Source organism: Bacillus cereus group sp. BfR-BA-01350 (genome assembly GCF_022663775.1).
GTDB classification, from domain to species: Bacteria; Bacillota; Bacilli; order Bacillales; family Bacillaceae_G; genus Bacillus_A; species Bacillus_A paranthracis.
The window spans coordinates 38,630-59,015 of record NZ_JAKUGD010000009.1 but is presented as its reverse complement, the minus strand read 5'-3'; the positions used below and the strand labels follow the sequence as shown (position 1 = coordinate 59,015).

The window sequence follows — 20,386 nt, the reverse complement described above, 5'->3', positions numbered from 1 at the left end:
GGTAGAAGTTGCATTATATCGACCAAACTATGTTTTTGCTAGGTATATCATTTTTCCTGAGAGTTAAACCGTTGCGAAAAGTAACTTTCCTTTATTGTAACAAAAAAACAGGCATATGAATTTTTATTTTTTCATCTCGGTGTTTGTAGATAGTAAGATTAGCACTTCAAAAAGAGGTGAATATAAGGGAAGGTGGCGGGAGTCTAGCGCACGATTGATGTGTACTAAAAATGAGTAAGGATGAACAAACCCTCACTGATTGATGGTTCAATTTCTTTCTGCTAAAGGAATGGATAGAAGTAGAGTTCATTATAAAAACAATGTATAGTGAATATGTATACCATGTTTGTCTGAAAGATAGAAAGGGCACAATGTGGAATAACGATCGTGCATAGGATGTGTCTTCCGAATGGAACAACATATTGGCGAGTTAATCGCACATTATGGGTATTTTGGAATTATTATAGTTTTGGCCGGTGGGATTGTTGGATTACCGATACCAGACGAGTTTTTATTGACCTTCGTTGGTTATAACGTTTCAAAAGGCGTTATGTCAGGAACTGCTGCGTTTTTAAGTGGGATGGCTGGTGCGATGTTAGGCATTACATTAAGCTACATATTAGGTTTAAAACTTGGACTCCCTGTTTTAAAAAAATATGGACCGAAAATTAGAATTAAAGAACATCACATTGAAAAAACACATATTTTATTTGAAAAATATGGCCCATTTCTTTTAATAGTTGGTTATTTTATCCCAGGAGTACGTCATTTAACAGCGTATTTTGCTGGGATGTCGAATTTAACAATTTGGCGTTTTTGTTTGTACGCTTACGGTGGTGCGCTTATTTGGATCAGTGTTTTTATTGGACTTGGTTGGAAGTTAGGAGAGAAGTGGCGTTTCGTTGAGTATAGTTTGCATCATTATGGAATATGGATTTTATCTATTTCAGTAGTTGTTACATGTGTCGTATGGTTTTACATAAAGAAAAAGAAAAACCGCGAGTAGCGGTTTTTTTAGCTGAAAGCGATAAATAGTACACCAGCTGTAATAAAGACAACACCAATACCAGTCATAAAGTTTAACTTTTCGCCGAGTATAATCATAGCGAGAATGATAGAAAATACAACGCTTAGTTTATCGACAGGAGCCACTTGTGAAACTTTCCCTGTTTTGAGGGCAAGAAAATAAAATAGCCATGACGAAGCACCTGCAACCCCACTTAATGTGATAAAGAGCAGTGCTTTTTTATTTAGAAGTACGTCGCCAATATTTTGAAATTTACCTTGTATAATAATAACGCCTACCATAAATAATGCCATAATAATAGAACGAACCGTCGTAGCAACATTGGCATCGATTCCATCTAAACCAATTTTACCGAAAATAGACACAAGGGCAGCAGCAATTGCTGATAATAGTGCGAATAAGAGCCATGAACTCATAGTAAAATTCCTCCAATCGCATATTATTATACATGAAAATCATTCTCATGTATTAATAACGAAATAATCCCCACCTTATATTTTTCATAAGGTGGGGATTATTATACTACTCTGCAATTTCCTCATATAAAAAGTACGTTACATTATAAATATGTTCTACTTCATCGTCTGTCATAAATAATAATTCGTCACGCTCAATCCCTTTTTTCTTTTCGATAAACTCAATCATGTTTTTGCGTTCTTCTCTTTTCATCAATTTTATTTCTCCTCTCAATCTGTTTTAATACAGTTTATTTAAGTTACTGCTATTATATAACAGAATCTTTAGAAAGTTCCACCTATTTTATTGTTTTTTTCAGAAGAACTTTTCGACAAAACAAGCCCACCTAAAGGTGGGCTTGTTTCACTTTATAGTCGTAAAAACTCGGGCTCCGTCGTACCGGCACCATCGATGTAATAAATTGTATCGGGGTTGATTTTAATTAGTACATAATTAGGGTCTTCAGGACCGAGTAACCAACGCTTTAAGCTATTACTCCAAAATTTGTTTTTTAATGTGGAGTCTTCCTCGATGGAGGCTAAGCCTTCCACTTCGATATAATCTTCATCTAATTTTTTTCCTTCACGACCAAGTAGTACATGTACATTTGGATTGTTTTTAATATCTGTTATCTTTTTTGATTGTCGATCTGTTGCAACATACAGTACAAAATCTTCGTGGAAAAACATCATAAAGGCGCTATGAGGTTTCTCATTTCGTACTGTAGATAATACACCGGTACGTTGACCTTGAATAATAGTTGCGATTTTTTCTTTTAAGTGCATAATTTTAACCCCTTTTCATAATTTATAATTCTGTCTGTTTCAACAAGGTAATTTAAATATCTTTCATACTGTTTTCTTCAATTCGATTTTTTAAACGCAATTGTGATGAAATCGGACAAGTTAGGAGAAGAATAATAATAATATCGAGGAGAAATACATACGATGGAAGGATGGAAAGCATGTTTAATAAAATATTTCTTATAGTGGCGCTTATAGGTGTACCACTGTCTGTACTTGGGAAAACACTTCATTGGCCTCAAACAATTATGTTTGCTGTGTATTGTATTACGATTATCGCATTAGCGGGTTTTATGGGGAGAGCGACAGAAAGTTTGGCAATTGTATCTGGTCCTAGAATAGGTGGATTATTAAATGCTACTTTCGGTAATGCTGTTGAACTAATCATTTCAATTTTTGCCCTTCAGGCAGGATTAATTGAAGTTGTGTTAGCTTCTTTAACGGGTTCTGTACTTGGAAATTTATTATTAGTAGGAGGGCTATCCTTCTTTGTGGGAGGGCTTAAATATAAAAGACAAAGTTTTAATGTATATGATGCAAGGCATAATTCGGCTTTATTAATCTTTGCTGTAGTAGTAGCATTTGTTATTCCAGAGATTTTTTCAATGAAGATGGACGCTGGAAAGACGTATCAGTTAAGTATAGGTGTCTCGATTATTATGATTATTATGTACCTTGCTGCATTGCTATTTAAGTTAGTTACGCATCGTGGTGTATATCAGCATAAAAGTGATGAAGTCGCTCATGAGGAAGAACCAGAGTGGTCGAAAGGGAAAGCATTACTCATTTTAGCGATAGCAACAATTGCGGTAGCTTATGTGTCAGAGGCGCTCGTGCATACATTTGAGACAGTTGCAAAATCATTTGGTTGGTCAGAACTATTTATAGGGGTTATTATCGTCGCAATTGTTGGGAATGCAGCGGAACATGCATCTGCAATTATTATGGCGTATAAAAATAAAGTAAATATTGCAGTTGAGATTGCGATAGGTTCTACATTACAAATTGCCATGTTTGTTGCTCCTGTATTAGTACTGCTTTCTATGTTCTTCACGCAAAGGATGCCTTTAGTATTTACAATACCAGAACTTGTTTCTATGATTACAGCTGTTTTCTTAACGATTGCGATTTCAAATGATGGAGATACGAATTGGTTTGAAGGCGGTACTTTATTAGCTGCGTATGTCATTATGGGAATTGGTTTTTATTTATTATGAAAAATAGGCATAACAATTGTGCTCAGAGAAAACAATAAACGAAGTAGTATATATACCTTTATGTAGGAAGGAGCCAGACAGGTGAAACGAGTATACAGCATATGTCTTTCAACTATGGTCTCGTTTATTTTATTATTTCCTAACAGTGGCTTTGCAAAGACAACAGTAGAAACAAAAATGCCTTCATCTGTTTTAAATATTTCTAAAGACAATACGTTTCCAAATGATGCGCAAGATTTACCGCGTTTACAGCCGAGTAAGTTTGCTCAAGAATTATTAAAAACAGCAAATATTAAAATTGAAAATCCGGACTTAATTCGAATGTTTAATGAAACAACAATTTCGAATGCGCCGCTTGCGGTAGGGTACCGAGCAAAGATTTATTTAGGGCAATGGGCTTTACATTATGAATCGATTGATACATCGGTTAATTGGGAATATAAACAAGTAAATCGCAATGTGTACGATAATCGCGGAGGAGATCGCCTATATCCACTACGCTATAAGCAAGAAACACAAAAGACGGTTGAAGGTGATTTAACAGCAGATATGAAAGATGCTGCAGATGTGAAAAAAATGATGCTTCTCAAAGCACTTGAAAAAGTACAATTGCCACTTTCATTTAAAACGACTATTGGTTATGGTACAGGGCATGAGCGTGTGTATAATATTAGTCCGAGTCAACTTGGATATTTATACGCTTATACACCAGCAGTAAATGAAAAAGGGAAAGTAACATTTGGAGAAGTATACCTCGTATTAAAAGGAAATCAAAAAAGGCTTGTTGTAAAAAATATTACTTCTCAAGGAATTGGAGCCGCTATCCCAATTCATGATCATTTATATTTTAAATTCATTTCTTCTTCTCATTCGCAATAAGATAAAAAACGTCAGCTTATAAGCTGACGTTTTTTTATAATGTAATATTTGCTGTTTTTGATAAGAAATCTTCTGTCGGATAGTAGCTGTTTTTTACAAGAACATTCGGTCCAAGACATTTTACTGCTGGACAGTGACAGCTTAATGATTTTGCTGTTTTTGAAGCGCTCCATTTTTCATACGCTTCTTGTAACGTATTTGTTTGAATGTTACCTAGAAGTGGAACATCACCAAAGTCCGTTACAATAATATTTCCATCAAAAATATTTACATTTAAACGAGAACGGCCATCTGGATCGTTACGAACAGTTACATTTTTGCTCTTTTGTAATTTTTTAAATGTGGCAATGTCTCGCTCATCATCGCTACAAGCATAGAAAGGTAAAGTTCCAAATAACATCCATACATTTTCATCGCGAATTTCTAGTAAATGCTCAATTGCATCACGAATTTCAGCTTTTGTTAAAATCTCTAGATTACTCGCGAAGTCACTTGGATACATTGGGTGAACCTCATGACGTTTACATCCCATTTCATCAACGATTTGACGATGAATATGCTCAATGTGTGGTAGAGTTCGTTTATTCAACATCGTTTCGGCTGATACGAGTACACCTGCATCTGATAGAGCTTTACTATTTGTGATCATACGTTCAAATAATTTTGCACGCTGTTCATACGTAGGTTTACGCTCCATCATTGCAAATCCGCCTTCAACGAAGTCGTCAATTGTTCCCCAGTTATGAGATATATGCAATACGTCTAAATAGGGAATAATTTGTTCGTAACGTGCTAAATCTATAGTTAAGTTTGAGTTGATTTGAGTGCGAACACCTCGTTCGTGGGCGTATTTTAAGAGTGGTGTTACATAGTTGTCGACGGATTTTTTTGAAAGCATAGGTTCTCCGCCAGTAATACTTAAAGAACGTAAATGAGGAATCTCATCTAATCGTTTTAATAAAAGATCCATCGGAAGCGGATTCGGGTCTTTCGGCTGTAACGTGTAACCAACAGCGCAATGCTCACAGCGCATATTGCATAACGTCGTTGTTGTAAACTCAACATTTGTTAATAGTAATTTGCCGTACTCTTCAAGGTCCATATACGCTTCCCATGGATCGTAAGAAGGAGTAATCGGCTTCATTTTTTGTGATATCGTCATATGAAATACTCCTTTGACTATTGAAATAACAATTTGTCCATCCTCTATAATAGAAGAATATGTGCTTTTTATAAAGCGAAACTTTTTAGAGGGAAAAGAGAGAGGGCTTACATTATAGTGAATAACCGTGACAAAATTGATGAAATTACATACCTATTGTAATCATTTTTGCGGTATAATAAAAGCAACTCGAATTAAAAGGAGAGTGCCTTCATGGGAAAAGCAATTCAAGATAAAGATACACAATTAGTATATTTAAAAGAACGTTTAAATATGTTCATTGAAGTAATTGATACAATTGAACCTGAAGAAGTAGAATTAGAAGATGTAGATCGTCTTCTTGCAATGCTAGATGAATTAGAATTAAAATGTGAGCAATTTAAAAAAGACGAATAATATATTAAAAAGGCTGCCAATTCCAATTTGGTAGCCTTTTTCTGTGCGGATAATAGAAGGACGATAGAAAAAGAGGTATAATCAAGTTGTGAAAAATTTCATGTATGCTTGAATAGCGTGAAACAAATAAAAGGATGCAGAGCATAATAGTGGAAATTTCAGCTCATAACGTTTTGGTAGCGTTCACAATTGAGGGGGAAGTAACAATGGAAAAGCTTCAAGAAAGCATGTATCAACTAATTGTTGAAACGTCAACGAACTTACCGAAAGATGTTCGTCGTGCGATTCAACAAGCGAAAGAGCGAGAAAATGCAGGGACTCGTTCTGCGATGGCACTTGGCACAATTACAAATAACATTAAAATGGCTGATGATAACATCTCGCCAATTTGCCAAGATACAGGGATGCCAACGTTTAAAATTTATACACCAGTTGGTGTGAATCAATTAAAGTTGAAGGAAGCTATCTATAATGCGCTTGAGCGGGCGACAAAAGATGGAAAACTTCGTCCAAATTCTGTTGATTCTCTTTTTGGAGACAATAGTGGAAATAATTTAGGACCAGGTACACCGGTTATTAAGTTTGAACAATGGGAAAAAGATTATATTGATGCACGTTTAATCCTAAAGGGGGGTGGCTGTGAGAATAAAAATATTCAGTATAGCTTACCGTGTGAACTAGAAGGACTTGGACGAGCTGGCCGTGATTTAGAAGGGATTCGTAAATGCCTTCTTCATGCGGTATATCAAGCACAAGGTCAAGGATGTAGTGCAGGTGTAATTGGTGTTGGTATCGGGGGAGACCGCACATCAGGTTACGAATTAGCAAAAAATCAATTATTCCGTACATTAGATGATGTCAATCCAATCCCAGAATTACAACAACTTGAAGAATATGTATTAGAAAATGCGAATAAGCTTGGCATTGGTACGATGGGATTTGGCGGAGAAACAACTTTACTTGGCTGTAAAATTGGCGTGTATAACCGTCTGCCAGCTAGTTTCTACGTATCTGTGGCGTATAATTGCTGGGCATACCGTCGCCTTGGTGTAACAATCCATCCTGAAACAGGTGAAATTATGGATTGGTTATATCAAGAAGGTGAAGATACACTGGAGCAAGAAGTACAAGAAAAAACGGAGCAGCGTGAAATTGTATTACAAGCGCCAATTACAGAAGAGCAAATTCGTGAACTTCGCGTTGGTGATGTTGTAACAATTAATGGCATGATGTATACAGGTCGTGACGCAATTCATAAGCATTTAATGGATAACGATTGTCCAGTAGATTTAAATGGACAAATTATTTACCACTGTGGTCCAGTTGTTGTGAAAGATGACAATGACAATTGGCAAATTAAAGCGGCAGGTCCAACGACAAGTATTCGTGAAGAACCGTACCAAGGTGATATTATGAAGAAATTCGGTATTAGAGCTGTCATTGGAAAAGGCGGCATGGGTGCGAAAACATTAGCAGCTTTAGAAGAACACGGTGGTGTATATTTGAACGCAATCGGTGGTGCAGCGCAATATTATGCTGAATGTATTAAAGAAGTGAAAGATGTTGATTTCTTACAATTTGGTATTCCAGAGGCAATGTGGCATTTACGTATCGATGGATTTAAAGCAGTTGTAACAATGGATTCTCACGGTAATAGCTTACATGCAGATGTTGATAAAACATCACTTGAAAAATTAGCTAGCTTTAAAGAGCCAGTATTTAAGTAAACAAAAATGCATCTCGAACGATTCGAGATGCATTTTTTTGGTATATATAGAAAAACATGTTCAGCATGAAAGAATGCGTAGCAACAGAAACTACGAGTACGATTATATATGGAAAGGAGACTATTTATGAAACATAAATGGTTATATATCGGTCTCATTTTTTCAATTATGATGGCACTTGTTCCAGTTTCGGCACTAGCTTATACAAATACTCCACATAACTGGGGAATCCCGCGCCCTAAAAATGAAACAGTACCAGATGCAGGAAAGTTATATACAGATTTGCTACAAAAAAATGGTGGTTTTTATTTAGGGGATACGAAGAAAAAGGATATTTATTTAACATTTGATAATGGATATGAGAATGGATACACAGGAAAAATCTTAGACGTATTAAAAGAGAAAAAAGTACCAGCAACTTTCTTTGTAACGGGGCATTATATTAAAACACAAAAAGATTTATTGTTAAGAATGAAGAATGAAGGACACATTATTGGAAACCATTCGTGGAGCCATCCGGATTTCACAGCGGTAAATGATGAGAAACTTCGTCAAGAATTAACGAGTGTAACGGAAGAAATTAAAAAAGTAACCGGGCAAAAAGAAGTGAAATATGTACGTCCTCCGCGCGGCGTATTTAGTGAAAGAACGTTAGCTCTTACGAAAGAAATGGGCTACTATAATGTATTTTGGTCACTTGCATTTTTAGATTGGAAAGTGGATGAGCAAAGAGGGTGGCAATATGCCCATAATAATGTTATGACGATGATTCATCCAGGATCTATTTTATTACTTCATGCAATATCAAAAGATAATGCAGAAGCACTTGCGAAAATCATTGATGATTTGCGCGAGAAAGGGTATCATTTTAAAAGTCTAGATGACTTAGTAAAAAGCAATCAACCGTAAGCATGTATGCTTGCGGTTTTCTCATGCTATAATGATGTGTAAAAAGGATGGGGAAACGTATGTGGAGCGAACATGTTACGTTAGAGTATCCGTATCATTTTGAAGAAGTATTAAAACGTTTATCTTTTGATCCTCTTAACGTCATTCAATTAGATGAGAAAGTTATTTATGTCCCGCTTTGTATAGACGAGGAACAGATTGTTGTTCGCCTGCAAGGGATTGGTACTGTTCAAAATCCACAGTTTTGGATTTCTAGTCAGACAGGAGATCCAGAGAAAGTTATGAAACGAATGAGGGCCATTTTTCATTGGAATGAACCGTTTCAAGATATACAAAATCATTTTTTAAACACATCATTACGTCCACTATTTGAAACATATGCTTATACTCCAATTATTTTAGAGTTTGATTATTTTGCTTGTCTTCTTCGTTGTATCATTCATCAACAAATAAATTTGAAATTTGCTACTGTGTTAACAGAACAGTTTGTGAAACGATATGGAACAGAGAAGAACGGTGTATTCTTTTTCCCCACTCCAGAAATAGTAGCAAATATTTCAATAGAGGAATTGAGAGAGCAGAAGTTTAGTCAGCGAAAGGCTGAATATATAGTAGGATTAGGTCGAAGTATTGCCAGCGGTACATTAAATTTAGCGAGTATAGAAACCAAGGCGGAAGAAGAGGTTTCAGCACAATTGTTACCAATTAGGGGGATTGGTACATGGACAGTGCAAAACTTTTTAATGTTTGGGCTTGGACGGAAAAATATGTTTCCGAAAGCGGACATTGGGATTCAGCGTGCAGTACAAGGTGTATTTCAATTAGATGATAAACCTGATGATGCATTTTTAGAAAAAGTGAAACAAGAGTGTGAACCATACTGCAGTTATGCAGCGTTATATTTATGGAAAAGTATAGAGTAGAGGTGTAATAATGATACAAAAGCAACATGAGAGTAAGTTGGAAGTTGGTCAAACGTTTCCTGTGACAATTAAACGTCTTGGGATTAACGGAGAAGGCGTTGGTTATTTTAAGAGACAAGTTGTCTTCATTCCCGGGGCATTACCAGGAGAAGAAGTTGTTGCTGAAACGACGAAAATTCAGCGTGGCTTCGCTGAAGCAAAAGTGAAAAAGATTCGTAAAGCTTCACCATATCGTGTGAAAGCGCCATGTCCGGTATATGAAGAGTGCGGCGGTTGCCAATTGCAACATTTAGACTATAAAGAACAATTAAATCAAAAGCGTGATATCGTTGTACAAGCATTTGAGAAGTACATGAAAAACAGTTTGGAAGAGAAAATTCGTCCGACGCTTGGTATGGAAAATCCATGGCATTATCGTAATAAGAGTCAATTACAAGTGGGGCGTAAAGACGAAAAGGTTATTACAGGGCTGTATAAACAAAACTCACATCAGTTAATTGATATTGCTCATTGTATGATTCAACATAAAGCAACGAATGAAGCGACAAAAGTTGTAAGACGTATTTTAGAAAAATTAAATGTTTCTATTTACAATGAGAAAAAACAAAAAGGTTTAGTACGTACAATTGTGACACGTACTGCAGTTCAAACAGGGGAAGTACAAGTTACACTGATTACAACAAAAGAAGAGTTGCCAAATAAAGAACAATTTATCGCAGAAGTACAAAAACAGATGCCAGCTGTTAAATCAATTATGCAAAATGTGAACTGGCGTAAAACATCTGTTATTTTCGGTGATAAAACATTTAAATTAGCTGGAAAAGAAGTAATTCAAGAAACACTTGGTGATTTATCATTTGAACTATCAGCACGTGCATTCTTCCAGTTAAATCCAGAACAAACGGTTGTTTTATATAATGAAGCGAAAAAAGCCGCTGCTTTAACAGGAAATGAGAAAATTGTAGACGCGTATTGTGGTGTTGGTACAATCGGACTTTGGCTTGCAAATGATGCAGCGGAAGTACGTGGTATGGATGTAATTCCAGAAGCAATTGCAGACGCAAGAAAAAATGCGAAGCGTCACGGATTTACAAATACGAAATATGAAGCAGGTAAAGCTGAACAATGGTTACCGAAATGGGTAAAAGAAGGATGGCGTCCAGATGTAATTGTTGTCGATCCACCTCGTACAGGTTGCGATGATAAATTGCTGGAAACAATTTTAAAAGTGAAGCCGAAACAAGTTGTTTACGTATCTTGTAACCCTTCTTCATTAGCACGTGATGTACAAGCGTTAATGAAGAGCTATGAAGTGGAATATGTACAACCAGTTGATATGTTCCCGCATACAGCTCATGTAGAAAATGTAGTGAAGCTTGTTAGAAAGTAAAGTGTATTTATATTCCCTCACGATATGAGGGGATATTTTCTATGAAGGAGAATAAAATGAACAATTATAAATTAACGATTCAGTACGATGGTGCACGTTTTAAAGGATGGCAACGTCTCGGTAATAACGATAATACGATTCAAGGAAAAATTGAAAGTGTCATTTCCGAAATGGTCGGAAAAGAAATTGAAATTATCGGTTGTAGTAGAACAGACGCTGGTGTACATGCTTTGAATCAAGTTGCTAACTTTCAAAGTGATGAGAAGTTAGTGGAACATAAAGTAAAAAAATATTTAAATCAATATTTGCCAAATGATATTAGCATTACAAATGTGGAAGAAGTACATGATCGATTCCATGCTCGTTACAATTCTAAAGCAAAAACATATCTGTATAAAATTTGGAATGAAGAGCATACGAACCCATTTATGCGTAAATACAGCATGCATGTGAATAAAAAATTAAATGTGAAAAGCATGAAAGAGGCTGCGAAACATTTAGTTGGTTCACATGACTTCACTGCTTTTTCAAATGCGAAATCAAAGAAAAAGTCTATGGTACGAGAAGTATATACACTTGATGTGATGGAAGAGGCAGGATTTGTACAAATTAGAGTAAGTGGTAACGGATTCCTTCATAACATGGTACGAAAAATTGTTGGAGCATTAATTGAAGTTGGATTAGGACAATTAGATGCAGAGGCGATTCCACACATTTTAGAGGCGAAACAACGTAATCAGATTAATTGCCTTGCTGAGGCAAGTGGTTTGTATTTGGAGAATGTTGAGTTTTAATAATCAGTAAAAAAATCGAGCTGTGTAGGCTCGATTTTTTTTATGCTTTGGCGTTAAGAAGATCTCTCTTTCTTCATACGTATCTTCAAATTCCAAAAAGCAGCAAGTATAATAGCTGCAAAAGAGCCGCTAATTGTTGCTAGTAGCTTTGCATAAGGATAGGCATTTATATCAACTAGTAACATCATACATACAATGGTAGGGAAGAAGGCTAAGTATTGTAATAATTTTAATTTTTTATCATTACTCATATATATCGTTCCTTTCGAGTATGTTATATGTTCATTATAGCATATTTTACCAACTTTTTATTTGTACATTAAAGCAGATTTATGCTGCATTAACAAGCAATAAAAGTCGAATTGGTGAGGGCTAGTAATCCACTCATCCAAGCTTCATTTCATATGTGTAAATGCAATTTTTTAATTCGATATTGTAAGTTTTGCCTACTTAATCCTAAAAACTTTGCAGCTTGTGAAATATTACCGTGATATTCTTTTAGAATTTGATCGATGTAGTTCTTTTCCATTGCTTCTATTGTGTGTTTTAATGTTTTAGGTGTATCAGTATCGTTATTAGTTAGGAAAGGTTGCGTATTGAATTCTTTTTTTATTCGTTCGCGAAAGCGAGTGGGAAGATGAAACGCTGTAATAATATTTTCATCTTCAACCAAGTTCATTGAACCTTCAATGATATGTTCCAATTCTCGTACATTTCCAGGCCAATCATATGCATACAAGAATTCTCTTACATGTACATCTATATCTGTTACGCTAAGTTCAAATTGAATGTTGTACTTTTCGATAAAGTGCTGAACAAGAGCGGGAATATCTTCTTTTCGTTCGCGTAACGGCGGGAGGCATAAAGTAACGACGCTTAATCGGTAATATAAGTCTTCCCGTAATCGATTGTGTGTAATAGCTTCAAGAGGGTCTTCATTAATAGTTGCTATAATGCGAACATCAATTTCTTTTTCTTGTGTGCCTCCGACTCTTCGTATTGTTTTTTCTTGTATAGCCCGCAGTAACTTCGCTTGAAGTGCTGGACTTAACGAATTGATCTCATCTAATAACAAAGTTCCTCCGTTCGCTTCTTCAAATAAACCGGCTTTATCGATAGCTCCTGTAAATGCACCTCGGTTCGTACCAAATAATAAACTTTCCATTAACGTATCAGGTATAGCGGCACAGTTTTGTGAAATAAATGGTTTGCCTGAACGCTGGCTTTCATTATGGATACTTTGTGCAAATAGTTCTTTCCCAGTGCCTGTCTCTCCTACGAGAAGTATAGAGGAGGATGTACGAATTACCCTTTTTCCTTCCGCAATGATTGATTGAATGGCTTCAGAATCACCAATTATGTGATCAAAGGTAAACTTATTATTTTGTTTTCGGGAAAGGTTTGTTTTCATTGTTTGTTTAGAATTGCTAATCTCTTTTGAAATTTCAATAGCGCCTTTAATTTTTCCATTTTCTATTATAGGGAAAGTATTGTTAATCGTCGTAATTTCTTGCCCTTTATTGTTAAAATAAGTTTGTTTTATATTTTTGTTTGTTTTTCCTAATTTTAATGCTTCTATAAGAGTACTATTTTTATTTTCTTCAAATGCGAATACTTCTAAAGGATTTTTATATAGCACATCTGAGCGCTCCATTGATTCAATTTCCATCATTTTACGGTTATAGATAATCGTTTTACCTTCCTCATTAATAATATGAATCCCGATATCGAGTTCATTGAGCAAAGTTTCATATAGCATATTCATTTCAATGATCTGTTTCAAATTAATTTCTTCTGTACGCATAGATTATCTTCTCCTCATTTCACCCTATGAAGACTGACTTTTTATAATTTTATTAAAATTCTTATAAAACCGCAAAATTTTTTTGCAATTTTCCTTTTAAAACTTCTTACACGGTAGAAAAAATTTGCGGTTATGAAGATTTTTTTGTGAGGAACCCTTATTTTAAATAGGAATTTAAGATTGGTACGCATTTTGCATAAAGAATAGTTGAAATCTCTAAAGGAGGGATATGCAACGTTTCAGTACCAATTAATAAGAAGGAGGAGTGTATAAAGTGAAGACGGTTATAGAAGGCGTGTATAGTCCTTGTTACGGGAAAGTTGAGAAGTTATTTGTTACGGAAAGTTCTTACGTATACGAATGGGAGAAATTAGCATTAATTGAAACAATAGATAAACAGAAAGTAGAAATTAAGGTAGGAATCAGTGGGTATATCGAGTCATTAGAAGTAGTAGAAGGACAAGCTATCGCTGATAAAAAGCTATTAATAACGGTGAGGGATGATCTTTTAATAACAGGTAGTGATTAATACTATGTATTTTGCTCTTTTCAATAATTATTTTTCGTATAAAAAAATTTAAAAACGCTTACATGAAATGGGTTTCCAAAGGGAAAAGGGGGGATTTGTATGATGGATCAAAACCAAGTATTAAAAAGGGAATTGAAAAGCAGACACATATTTATGATCGCACTTGGAGGAGTTATTGGTACCGGACTTTTTTTAGGATCGGGGTATACAATTCATGAAGCTGGACCTGGAGGAGCGATTGTAGCTTATCTTGTTGGAGGATTTGTTATGTATTTAACGATGCTCTGTCTCGGAGAATTAGCTGTTGCGATGCCTGACGCAGGATCTTATCAAACGTATGCTACGAAGCATATTTCCCCTGCAGCGGGTTATGTAGTCGGATGGATGTCGTGGCTAAACTGGTCGGCTACAATAGGTATTGAACTAATTGCAGTTAGTATTTTAATGAAACGCTGGTTTCCTGATGTACCGTCTTGGATTTGGTGCGTAGTGTTTGCGGTACTACTTTTTGCTATTAACGCGTTATCTTCAAGAAGTTTTGCAGAAGTTGAATTTTGGTTTGCAAGTATTAAAGTCATTACAATCATTGCATTTATTATTTTGGGCGGGGCAGCGATGTTTGGTTTTCTAGATATGAAAGGAAATGAACCAGCACCAATGTTCTCTAGTTTTACTGATTATGGTGGATTGTTTCCAAATGGATTATCCGCTATTTTAATTACGATGATTGCTGTTAACTTTTCCTTCCAAGGAACAGAGCTAGTTGGTATTGCAGCTGGAGAGAGTGAAAATCCAGAGAAAACGATCCCGAAGGCAATTAATAATACAGTTTGGCGTATACTTGTGTTCTTTGTATTATCTATTTTCATTCTTGCAGGATTATTCCCATGGCAACAAGCAGGAGTGATAGAAAGTCCATTTGTAGTTGTATTTGATAAAATTGGTATTCCTTATGCAGCCGATATTATCAATTTCGTTATTATTACAGCAGTATTATCCGTTGCGAATTCAGGATTATATGCAACTTCTCGTATGCTATGGTCTATGTCTAATCAAGGAATGATTAGCCCGATTTTTGGTAAGTTATCTAAAAATGGTGTTCCTATTTATGCGTTGATTGTAAGTACGATTGTAGGTTGTCTTTCATTACTATCAGGTATTTATGCGGAAGATACAGTTTATTTATGGTTACTTTCTATTGCCGGGTTCGGAGCGATATTAGTTTGGGCATCTATTGCTCTATCTAACTTATTAGCTAGAAGGTCATATATAAAGCAGGGCGGGGATGTGAAGGACTTGAAATTTAAAACACCGCTGTATCCATTCGTTCCACTGCTTGCGTTAGTATTAAATATAACAGTAATTGTAGGTATGGCCTTTATTCCAGAACAAAGAATGGCATTGTATTGTGGTATTCCCTTTATGATTGTTTGTTTACTGTTTTACCGTGCGACAAGAAATAAGGGGGGTAACTTAGAGCATATTGAAAAGACAAAGACAACAGAAATAGAAAGTTTATAATAGTGATTAATTTGGAGACTGTAAAATTGTAAACAGTCTCTTTTTTTGTGAAAATAAAGCTGGGAATATACTATGTATGCAAAGGGGAATTAGCGATGAATGAAGAAGTTGCACAGTTATTAGAACAGATTGATCTACGAAAAAATGAGTTACTAGAGCTTACAAAAACATTAATTCGTTTTGAAACACCAGCACCGCCGGCGAGAAATACAAATGAGGCGCAAGAATTTGTTGCACAGTTTTTAAGAAAACGAAATTTTAGTGTTGATAAATGGGATGTATATCCGAATGACCCGAACGTTGTTGGGGTGAAAAAAGGGATAGAAAGTGACACATATAAAAGTCTTATTATTAATGGGCATATGGATGTAGCGGAAATATCAGCAGATGAGGCGTGGGAAACGAATCCGTTTGAGCCATTTATAAAAGATGGTTGGTTAGTTGGACGTGGTGCAGCAGATATGAAAGGGGGACTGGCTGGGGCACTATTTGCTATTCAGCTTTTACAAGAAGCTGGCATTGAATTACCTGGAGATTTAATCTTTCAATCCGTAATTGGGGAAGAAGTTGGAGAGGCGGGAACACTTCAATGCTGTAAAAGGGGATATGAAGCTGATTTTGCAGTCGTAGTGGATACGAGTGATTTACATATGCAAGGACAGGGGGGCGTAATTACTGGATGGATTACTGTGAAAAGCCCCCAAACGTTTCATGATGCAACACGTAGGCAAATGATCCATGCAGGGGGTCGTTTATTCGGAGCGAGCGCGATTGAAAAAATGATGAAAATTGTGCAAAGTTTACAAGAATTAGAGCGTCATTGGGCAGTCATGAAAACATATGAAGGCTATCCATCTGGAACAACAACAATTAATCCAGCTGTTATTGAAGGCGGAAGACATGCAGCATTTATTGCGGATGAGTGCCGGTTATGGATAACAGTACACTTTTATCCGAATGAAACACATGAACAAATAATAAAAGAAATTGAAGAGTATATTGGGAAAGTGGCAGCTGCTGATCCATGGCTAAGTGAAAATCCACCACAATTTAAGTGGGGCGGAGAATCAATGATTGTGGATCGTGGCGAAATTTTTCCTTCTTTAGAAATAGATAGTGAACATGCAGCTGTAAAAACGCTTAGCTCAGTACACGAATCAATTCTTTCTAAAAATGCAATTTTAGATATGTCTGCAACGGTAACGGATGGTGGTTGGTTTAGTGAATTTCATATTCCGGCCGTTATTTACGGACCAGGTACATTAGAGGAAGCTCATTCAATAAATGAGAAAGTAGAAATAGAACAGTTAATTGAATTTACAAAAGTAATAACAGCATTTATATACGAATGGTGTCATACGAAAAAAATAGATTAGTATGTTGAAATCGTACAGGTATGTATACTTGTACGATTTTTTAGTGAACTATTTCAGAGTTGGATAGAAACAACTGAAATAGTTCTTTATTTTTCTATGTCTTTCGTTTTAGCTCAATTAATTTCTCTTTCGCTAATTCAACAGCAATTGCATCATCTAAATAACCAATTGGAAAGAGATAGTCGGGAATAATATCTGTCGATAAAATGAAATACAGTAATGCGCCGCCAAGAACTGCACGCTCTTCTTTTGAAATCGTTTCATTGCAAAATTGTTGATACATATCCGTTAATTGTTCAATGAAAGGACCAGCACTATCAATTTGTTCTAACTTGCTTGCAAAACTTTCATGAATACGTTTTTCACCCTCTGTTGTTTGCGCATATCGTTCATAGTTTTCAAGTTCTTGTTTTACGCGGGTTGTTGTGTAGTCGAAATCGAATAAGTTAGAGGATTGCAGCGTTTGCTGAATGGTATCAAGAGATGTGTACATATCCGTCTTTTCTTTATTAATGTGAGGAGAATCCGGATACATTTCATCGAATAACAATTGGGGCGGAACTTGCAGACATTCTGCGAATTTTTGTAGGTGTTTTTGTTTTGGCGGTTGTTTACCATTCATAATTCTTGAGATTGTTGCGGGGTCAATATTTGTAAGCATTCCGAGTTGGCGCATAGATAAGGCACGTTCTTTTAAAAGTTTTTTTATTAATCTACTAAGCCGCTCATTTGGATTTTCTTTAGGCATAGCGAAGGCACTCCTTTTTATTGTTGAAAAAATGTTGAGCATTTATTACATGTATATGAAACAGACAGGCACAGTTGCTCAACATTTTCATAAGATGCATTGAAAAGTGAGAAAAAGGGGTGGCTATTTATGAGTACGGCAGGTCTATTTTCAATTTTTTTAATTGGGGTTGCTTCTAATTTAGATAATGCAGGTGTTGGGATTGCATATGGCATTCGTAAAATTAGAATTTCGTGGTTCAACAATTTTATCATCGCATTTTTTGGTTTTTTATTTACTTTATTAGCTGGATTTTTTGGGAACTGGATTGCGTTATTTATTTCAGAGTTTACAGCAAACTTGATTGGAGCAATCGTTTTAGGGATAATCGGTGTGTTTATTTTGTGCCAGCCTTTCTTGGGGCAAAGAAATACCGTAGGATCTAAAGATGGTAATGTACTTATGGGAATTTTACGTGATCCAGAAAAAGCAGATTTTGATGGTTCTAAAACGATTAGTTTTTCAGAAGCAATTGTTTTAGGGATTGCGTTGTCTATTAATAATATTGCAGGTGGATTTGATGCTGGAGTAACAAACTTGAACCTTTGGCTTACAGCAACTATTTCTGGGGTGTTTAGTTTTATTTGTATTAGTGGATTTGCGTATGTAGGAAAACGATTTTTAGCAGAATACTTAGGGAAATGGGCTACGGTTATTGCAGGAGTGTTATTAATTCTTATTGGGATTGATCAGTTGTTGTAAGGATAAGAGAAAAAACAAGGTTCGAGTATTTCCTTGGAAATACAGCAAGGGATTGCATATATCGACGTACTTTTCTCCATACTAATACGGATTTCTTTTAAGAAAGGGGGATTTGTATGGGACGCGGGAAAGCATTTGATCATAAGAAAAAAGGGCATGATCACCAACCACCTAAAGGTGCGTTCATTCATAAAGATGTAAATGAACATACTTTGGAAGAGGAAGAGCTACCAGTAAATATTGAAGCGTATAAAAATAGTTTGAAAAAACATTAAAAGCACCTACATAGGTGCTTTTTTTAACGTATATCTTCAATTAATTGTTCTGATTCTTCATGCATACTGTACTCACTTAATACTTGGATACAAAGCCACTTTAATTCTTCAATTGTATGTTCAAGTTCTTCAGGAAGCACATGATGAATGTCTTCAAGTCCCATTCCGAAATGAATAAGTTCAAGTACTTGATCATCGATGTTCCGATCCATTAATAGTTCAAGTACTTCTAAATTGAATATGTATCGGTGAGCTTCATCGAGTGAAACGACTTTTAACTTCAAGCTTTCTACAATACTCAATATAAAAAGAAGAATTGTTTTTTCAAGAACAGGCTGTTTTCCCATTTGAAATATTAGTTTCATCTTTCACACCTCCACATATAGCGCTAGGTTGTACTATATTATTCAGGAGGGGGGAGCAAATATGCATGATATAGAGAAACTTTCAGCACGGTTTTTGTACGGGCGTGGATAGTTGATACAGTTAAGGTTTTTATGAAATGAAAAAATCCTGCTAGTATAGCAGGATAGCTCTCAATTAAAAAATGCTCCAACCTTCTTGGGCAGAAAGAAGTTCAAGAATTTTAAAGCCAGCGATACTATTTCCGTTTGCATCTAAAGCTGGTCCGAAAATACCAATGCCCATTTCTCCTTTTACACAGCCGAAAATGCCACCAGCTACACCACTTTTTGCGGGAATACCAACACGAATCGCAAATTCACCAGACTCGTTATACATACCGCATGTAACCATAAATGTTTTACAAATCTTTGTAATATGCTTAGGGATAATTTGTTTTTCCTTATATGGATCATATCCATCCATCGCAAAAATTAAACCGATACGCGCTAAATCGATACAGTTTACCTCAACTGCACATTGACGAGTGTATAAATCCATCAGTTCTTCGATATCACAATCAATAATTCCGTTTTGTTTCATATAGTAACAAAGTGAACGATTTAAGTAAGCTGTCTCTAATTCTGAATTGGCAACTTTAGAAGAATAATTAATAGTAGGATTATCTGTTATTTCACGTACGAAATGAAGAATGCGATCCATTTTTTCTTCATTATCTTTTCCTGCTAACATGCTTGTAATGGCTAGTGCCCCTGCATTAATCATTGGATTAAGTGGTTTAGAAGGACTTGTCGTTTCTAATTTAATAATAGAATTAAATGGATCACCGGTTGGTTCCATTCCAACTTTAGAAAATACATATTCTTCACCACGATCTAAAAGGGCAAGTGCAAGTGTAATTACTTTTGAAATACTTTGAAGAGTGAATAGTGTTTGTGAGTTGCCAGCATGGATGTATTCTGTTTCTTTATGAAAAATGGCAATCCCTAAATCATCTGGATTGGCATTTCCTAGTTCGGGGATATAAGTGGCAAGCTTTCCTTTTTTCGTATATGGTTTTACTTGTTCTAACAACTGTTGTAAGTTGTTTGTTTCAATGCACTGCATAGTACCAACGCTCCTATTTCGAATTAACTAAGTTTACTTTTCCCGATATGCTCGGAAATAAATAATAACATGAAAAAGTGGAATGATAAAACGAAAGTTGCATGTTCTATAGAGGGTCTTTCGTTTTGAATATTCTGTAGTGAAAAAGGAGAAATTTCCTTTTATATAACAGTTTGGAAATAGGAGATTTATCCATAAAAAATTCAAAAATAAAAACTACACATCTATACAACTATATG

23 protein-coding genes are annotated in these 20,386 nt (G+C 35.6%); 14 read left to right on the top strand and 9 right to left on the bottom strand.

Annotated features, from left to right (window positions below; all coding sequences use genetic code 11):
- Positions 1-409 precede the first annotated feature (409 nt).
- A complete protein-coding gene (locus MR147_RS19020) occupies positions 410-1,006 on the top strand; it encodes a DedA family protein (RefSeq protein ID WP_242304629.1) in 597 nt (198 codons plus the stop codon).
- Positions 1,007-1,014: 8 nt separating this feature from the next.
- Here MR147_RS19020 and MR147_RS19015 read toward each other — a convergent pair whose 3' ends face one another.
- From MR147_RS19015 to MR147_RS19005, 3 genes are all read right to left on the bottom strand, one after another.
- Positions 1,015-1,443, bottom strand: a complete 429-nt coding sequence (locus MR147_RS19015; RefSeq protein WP_000100306.1) for an EamA family transporter — start codon at positions 1,441-1,443, stop codon at positions 1,015-1,017.
- 106 nt (positions 1,444-1,549) lie between these two features.
- The gene (locus MR147_RS19010; protein ID WP_000817786.1) at positions 1,550-1,696 is read right to left on the bottom strand and encodes a BH0509 family protein; all 147 of its coding nucleotides are present in this window, start codon (positions 1,694-1,696) and stop codon (positions 1,550-1,552) included.
- Between the two features lie 155 nt (positions 1,697-1,851).
- On the bottom strand, positions 1,852-2,268 hold the full coding sequence (locus MR147_RS19005; protein WP_000550222.1) for a pyridoxamine 5'-phosphate oxidase family protein: 417 nt from the start codon (positions 2,266-2,268) through the stop codon (positions 1,852-1,854).
- 179 nt (positions 2,269-2,447) lie between these two features.
- Between MR147_RS19005 and cax the strand changes: the two genes are divergently transcribed.
- Together cax and MR147_RS18995 are read left to right on the top strand one after the other, a co-directional pair.
- Complete coding sequence (gene cax, locus MR147_RS19000; RefSeq protein WP_000482144.1) at positions 2,448-3,503, top strand: calcium/proton exchanger; 1,056 nt, start codon at positions 2,448-2,450, stop codon at positions 3,501-3,503.
- Positions 3,504-3,584: 81 nt separating this feature from the next.
- On the top strand, positions 3,585-4,382 hold the full coding sequence (locus tag MR147_RS18995) for a YfkD famly protein (protein WP_001992424.1): 798 nt from the start codon (positions 3,585-3,587) through the stop codon (positions 4,380-4,382).
- A gap of 34 nt (positions 4,383-4,416) precedes the next feature.
- Here the strand turns inward: MR147_RS18995 and yfkAB are convergent, their stop codons facing one another.
- A complete protein-coding gene (gene yfkAB / locus MR147_RS18990; protein ID WP_000156010.1) occupies positions 4,417-5,544 on the bottom strand; it encodes a radical SAM/CxCxxxxC motif protein YfkAB in 1,128 nt (375 codons plus the stop codon).
- A gap of 213 nt (positions 5,545-5,757) precedes the next feature.
- On the opposite strand from yfkAB, the gene MR147_RS18985 reads away from it, so the two are divergent.
- From MR147_RS18985 to truA, 6 genes are all read left to right on the top strand, one after another.
- A complete protein-coding gene (locus MR147_RS18985) occupies positions 5,758-5,940 on the top strand; it encodes an SE1561 family protein (protein WP_000513558.1) in 183 nt (60 codons plus the stop codon).
- Positions 5,941-6,146: 206 nt separating this feature from the next.
- Positions 6,147-7,667 (top strand): class I fumarate hydratase, encoded by a 1,521-nt coding sequence (gene fumA, locus MR147_RS18980; protein WP_000413516.1) that lies wholly within the window; start codon positions 6,147-6,149, stop codon positions 7,665-7,667.
- Positions 7,668-7,793: 126 nt separating this feature from the next.
- Positions 7,794-8,576, top strand: a complete 783-nt coding sequence (gene pdaA / locus MR147_RS18975; RefSeq protein WP_000681213.1) for a delta-lactam-biosynthetic de-N-acetylase — start codon at positions 7,794-7,796, stop codon at positions 8,574-8,576.
- Between the two features lie 59 nt (positions 8,577-8,635).
- Positions 8,636-9,499 (top strand): DNA-3-methyladenine glycosylase family protein, encoded by an 864-nt coding sequence (locus MR147_RS18970; RefSeq protein ID WP_000269441.1) that lies wholly within the window; start codon positions 8,636-8,638, stop codon positions 9,497-9,499.
- Between the two features lie 10 nt (positions 9,500-9,509).
- Complete coding sequence (gene rlmD, locus MR147_RS18965; protein ID WP_242304628.1) at positions 9,510-10,889, top strand: 23S rRNA (uracil(1939)-C(5))-methyltransferase RlmD; 1,380 nt, start codon at positions 9,510-9,512, stop codon at positions 10,887-10,889.
- Positions 10,890-10,945: 56 nt separating this feature from the next.
- Positions 10,946-11,683 (top strand): tRNA pseudouridine(38-40) synthase TruA, encoded by a 738-nt coding sequence (truA, locus tag MR147_RS18960; protein WP_001067307.1) that lies wholly within the window; start codon positions 10,946-10,948, stop codon positions 11,681-11,683.
- A 53-nt stretch (positions 11,684-11,736) separates the two neighbouring features.
- On the opposite strand, the gene MR147_RS18955 is transcribed toward truA, so the two are convergent.
- Together MR147_RS18955 and MR147_RS18950 are read right to left on the bottom strand one after the other, a co-directional pair.
- Positions 11,737-11,934 (bottom strand): hypothetical protein, encoded by a 198-nt coding sequence (locus tag MR147_RS18955; RefSeq protein WP_242304627.1) that lies wholly within the window; start codon positions 11,932-11,934, stop codon positions 11,737-11,739.
- Between the two features lie 149 nt (positions 11,935-12,083).
- Positions 12,084-13,487: a sigma-54 interaction domain-containing protein gene (locus tag MR147_RS18950; RefSeq protein ID WP_242304626.1), complete on the bottom strand. Its 1,404-nt coding sequence runs from the start codon at positions 13,485-13,487 to the stop codon at positions 12,084-12,086.
- 274 nt (positions 13,488-13,761) lie between these two features.
- Here MR147_RS18950 and MR147_RS18945 point away from each other — a divergent pair, with 274 nt between their 5' ends.
- From MR147_RS18945 to MR147_RS18935, 3 genes are all read left to right on the top strand, one after another.
- A complete protein-coding gene (locus MR147_RS18945) occupies positions 13,762-14,016 on the top strand; it encodes a biotin/lipoyl attachment domain-containing protein (RefSeq protein WP_000859492.1) in 255 nt (84 codons plus the stop codon).
- A 99-nt stretch (positions 14,017-14,115) separates the two neighbouring features.
- Entirely contained in the window at positions 14,116-15,537 is a 1,422-nt protein-coding gene (locus tag MR147_RS18940) for an amino acid permease (RefSeq protein WP_242304625.1), read from the top strand.
- 95 nt (positions 15,538-15,632) lie between these two features.
- Positions 15,633-16,913 (top strand): acetylornithine deacetylase, encoded by a 1,281-nt coding sequence (locus MR147_RS18935; RefSeq protein WP_001001564.1) that lies wholly within the window; start codon positions 15,633-15,635, stop codon positions 16,911-16,913.
- 94 nt (positions 16,914-17,007) lie between these two features.
- On the opposite strand, the gene MR147_RS18930 is transcribed toward MR147_RS18935, so the two are convergent.
- Complete coding sequence (locus MR147_RS18930) at positions 17,008-17,661, bottom strand: helix-turn-helix domain-containing protein (protein ID WP_001123720.1); 654 nt, start codon at positions 17,659-17,661, stop codon at positions 17,008-17,010.
- A gap of 129 nt (positions 17,662-17,790) precedes the next feature.
- Between MR147_RS18930 and ytaF the strand changes: the two genes are divergently transcribed.
- A complete protein-coding gene (gene ytaF / locus MR147_RS18925; RefSeq protein WP_242304624.1) occupies positions 17,791-18,402 on the top strand; it encodes a sporulation membrane protein YtaF in 612 nt (203 codons plus the stop codon).
- A 116-nt stretch (positions 18,403-18,518) separates the two neighbouring features.
- On the top strand, positions 18,519-18,677 hold the full coding sequence (locus MR147_RS18920) for a hypothetical protein (protein ID WP_000532409.1): 159 nt from the start codon (positions 18,519-18,521) through the stop codon (positions 18,675-18,677).
- Positions 18,678-18,700: 23 nt separating this feature from the next.
- Here MR147_RS18920 and MR147_RS18915 read toward each other — a convergent pair whose 3' ends face one another.
- The gene (locus tag MR147_RS18915; RefSeq protein ID WP_000766603.1) at positions 18,701-19,042 is read right to left on the bottom strand and encodes a DUF3969 family protein; all 342 of its coding nucleotides are present in this window, start codon (positions 19,040-19,042) and stop codon (positions 18,701-18,703) included.
- A gap of 175 nt (positions 19,043-19,217) precedes the next feature.
- The gene (gene glsA / locus MR147_RS18910; RefSeq protein ID WP_001149849.1) at positions 19,218-20,147 is read right to left on the bottom strand and encodes a glutaminase A; all 930 of its coding nucleotides are present in this window, start codon (positions 20,145-20,147) and stop codon (positions 19,218-19,220) included.
- Positions 20,148-20,386: the final 239 nt, after the last annotated feature.

What these genes read in the sequence shown, in the direction of transcription:
- MR147_RS19020 (WP_242304629.1), top strand. Translation starts at nt 410, where the DNA reads ATGGAACAACATATTGGCGAGTTAATCGCACATTATGGGTATTTTGGA.
- MR147_RS19015 (WP_000100306.1), bottom strand. Translation starts at nt 1,443, where the DNA reads ATGAGTTCATGGCTCTTATTCGCACTATTATCAGCAATTGCTGCTGCC.
- MR147_RS19010 (WP_000817786.1), bottom strand. Translation starts at nt 1,696, where the DNA reads ATGAAAAGAGAAGAACGCAAAAACATGATTGAGTTTATCGAAAAGAAA.
- MR147_RS19005 (WP_000550222.1), bottom strand. Translation starts at nt 2,268, where the DNA reads ATGCACTTAAAAGAAAAAATCGCAACTATTATTCAAGGTCAACGTACC.
- cax (WP_000482144.1), top strand. Translation starts at nt 2,448, where the DNA reads ATGTTTAATAAAATATTTCTTATAGTGGCGCTTATAGGTGTACCACTG.
- yfkAB (WP_000156010.1), bottom strand. Translation starts at nt 5,544, where the DNA reads ATGACGATATCACAAAAAATGAAGCCGATTACTCCTTCTTACGATCCA.
- MR147_RS18985 (WP_000513558.1), top strand. Translation starts at nt 5,758, where the DNA reads ATGGGAAAAGCAATTCAAGATAAAGATACACAATTAGTATATTTAAAA.
- fumA (WP_000413516.1), top strand. Translation starts at nt 6,147, where the DNA reads ATGGAAAAGCTTCAAGAAAGCATGTATCAACTAATTGTTGAAACGTCA.
- pdaA (WP_000681213.1), top strand. Translation starts at nt 7,794, where the DNA reads ATGAAACATAAATGGTTATATATCGGTCTCATTTTTTCAATTATGATG.
- MR147_RS18970 (WP_000269441.1), top strand. Translation starts at nt 8,636, where the DNA reads ATGTGGAGCGAACATGTTACGTTAGAGTATCCGTATCATTTTGAAGAA.
- rlmD (WP_242304628.1), top strand. Translation starts at nt 9,510, where the DNA reads ATGATACAAAAGCAACATGAGAGTAAGTTGGAAGTTGGTCAAACGTTT.
- truA (WP_001067307.1), top strand. Translation starts at nt 10,946, where the DNA reads ATGAACAATTATAAATTAACGATTCAGTACGATGGTGCACGTTTTAAA.
- MR147_RS18955 (WP_242304627.1), bottom strand. Translation starts at nt 11,934, where the DNA reads ATGAGTAATGATAAAAAATTAAAATTATTACAATACTTAGCCTTCTTC.
- MR147_RS18950 (WP_242304626.1), bottom strand. Translation starts at nt 13,487, where the DNA reads ATGCGTACAGAAGAAATTAATTTGAAACAGATCATTGAAATGAATATG.
- MR147_RS18940 (WP_242304625.1), top strand. Translation starts at nt 14,116, where the DNA reads ATGATGGATCAAAACCAAGTATTAAAAAGGGAATTGAAAAGCAGACAC.
- MR147_RS18935 (WP_001001564.1), top strand. Translation starts at nt 15,633, where the DNA reads ATGAATGAAGAAGTTGCACAGTTATTAGAACAGATTGATCTACGAAAA.
- MR147_RS18930 (WP_001123720.1), bottom strand. Translation starts at nt 17,661, where the DNA reads ATGCCTAAAGAAAATCCAAATGAGCGGCTTAGTAGATTAATAAAAAAA.
- ytaF (WP_242304624.1), top strand. Translation starts at nt 17,791, where the DNA reads ATGAGTACGGCAGGTCTATTTTCAATTTTTTTAATTGGGGTTGCTTCT.
- MR147_RS18920 (WP_000532409.1), top strand. Translation starts at nt 18,519, where the DNA reads ATGGGACGCGGGAAAGCATTTGATCATAAGAAAAAAGGGCATGATCAC.
- MR147_RS18915 (WP_000766603.1), bottom strand. Translation starts at nt 19,042, where the DNA reads ATGAAACTAATATTTCAAATGGGAAAACAGCCTGTTCTTGAAAAAACA.
- glsA (WP_001149849.1), bottom strand. Translation starts at nt 20,147, where the DNA reads ATGCAGTGCATTGAAACAAACAACTTACAACAGTTGTTAGAACAAGTA.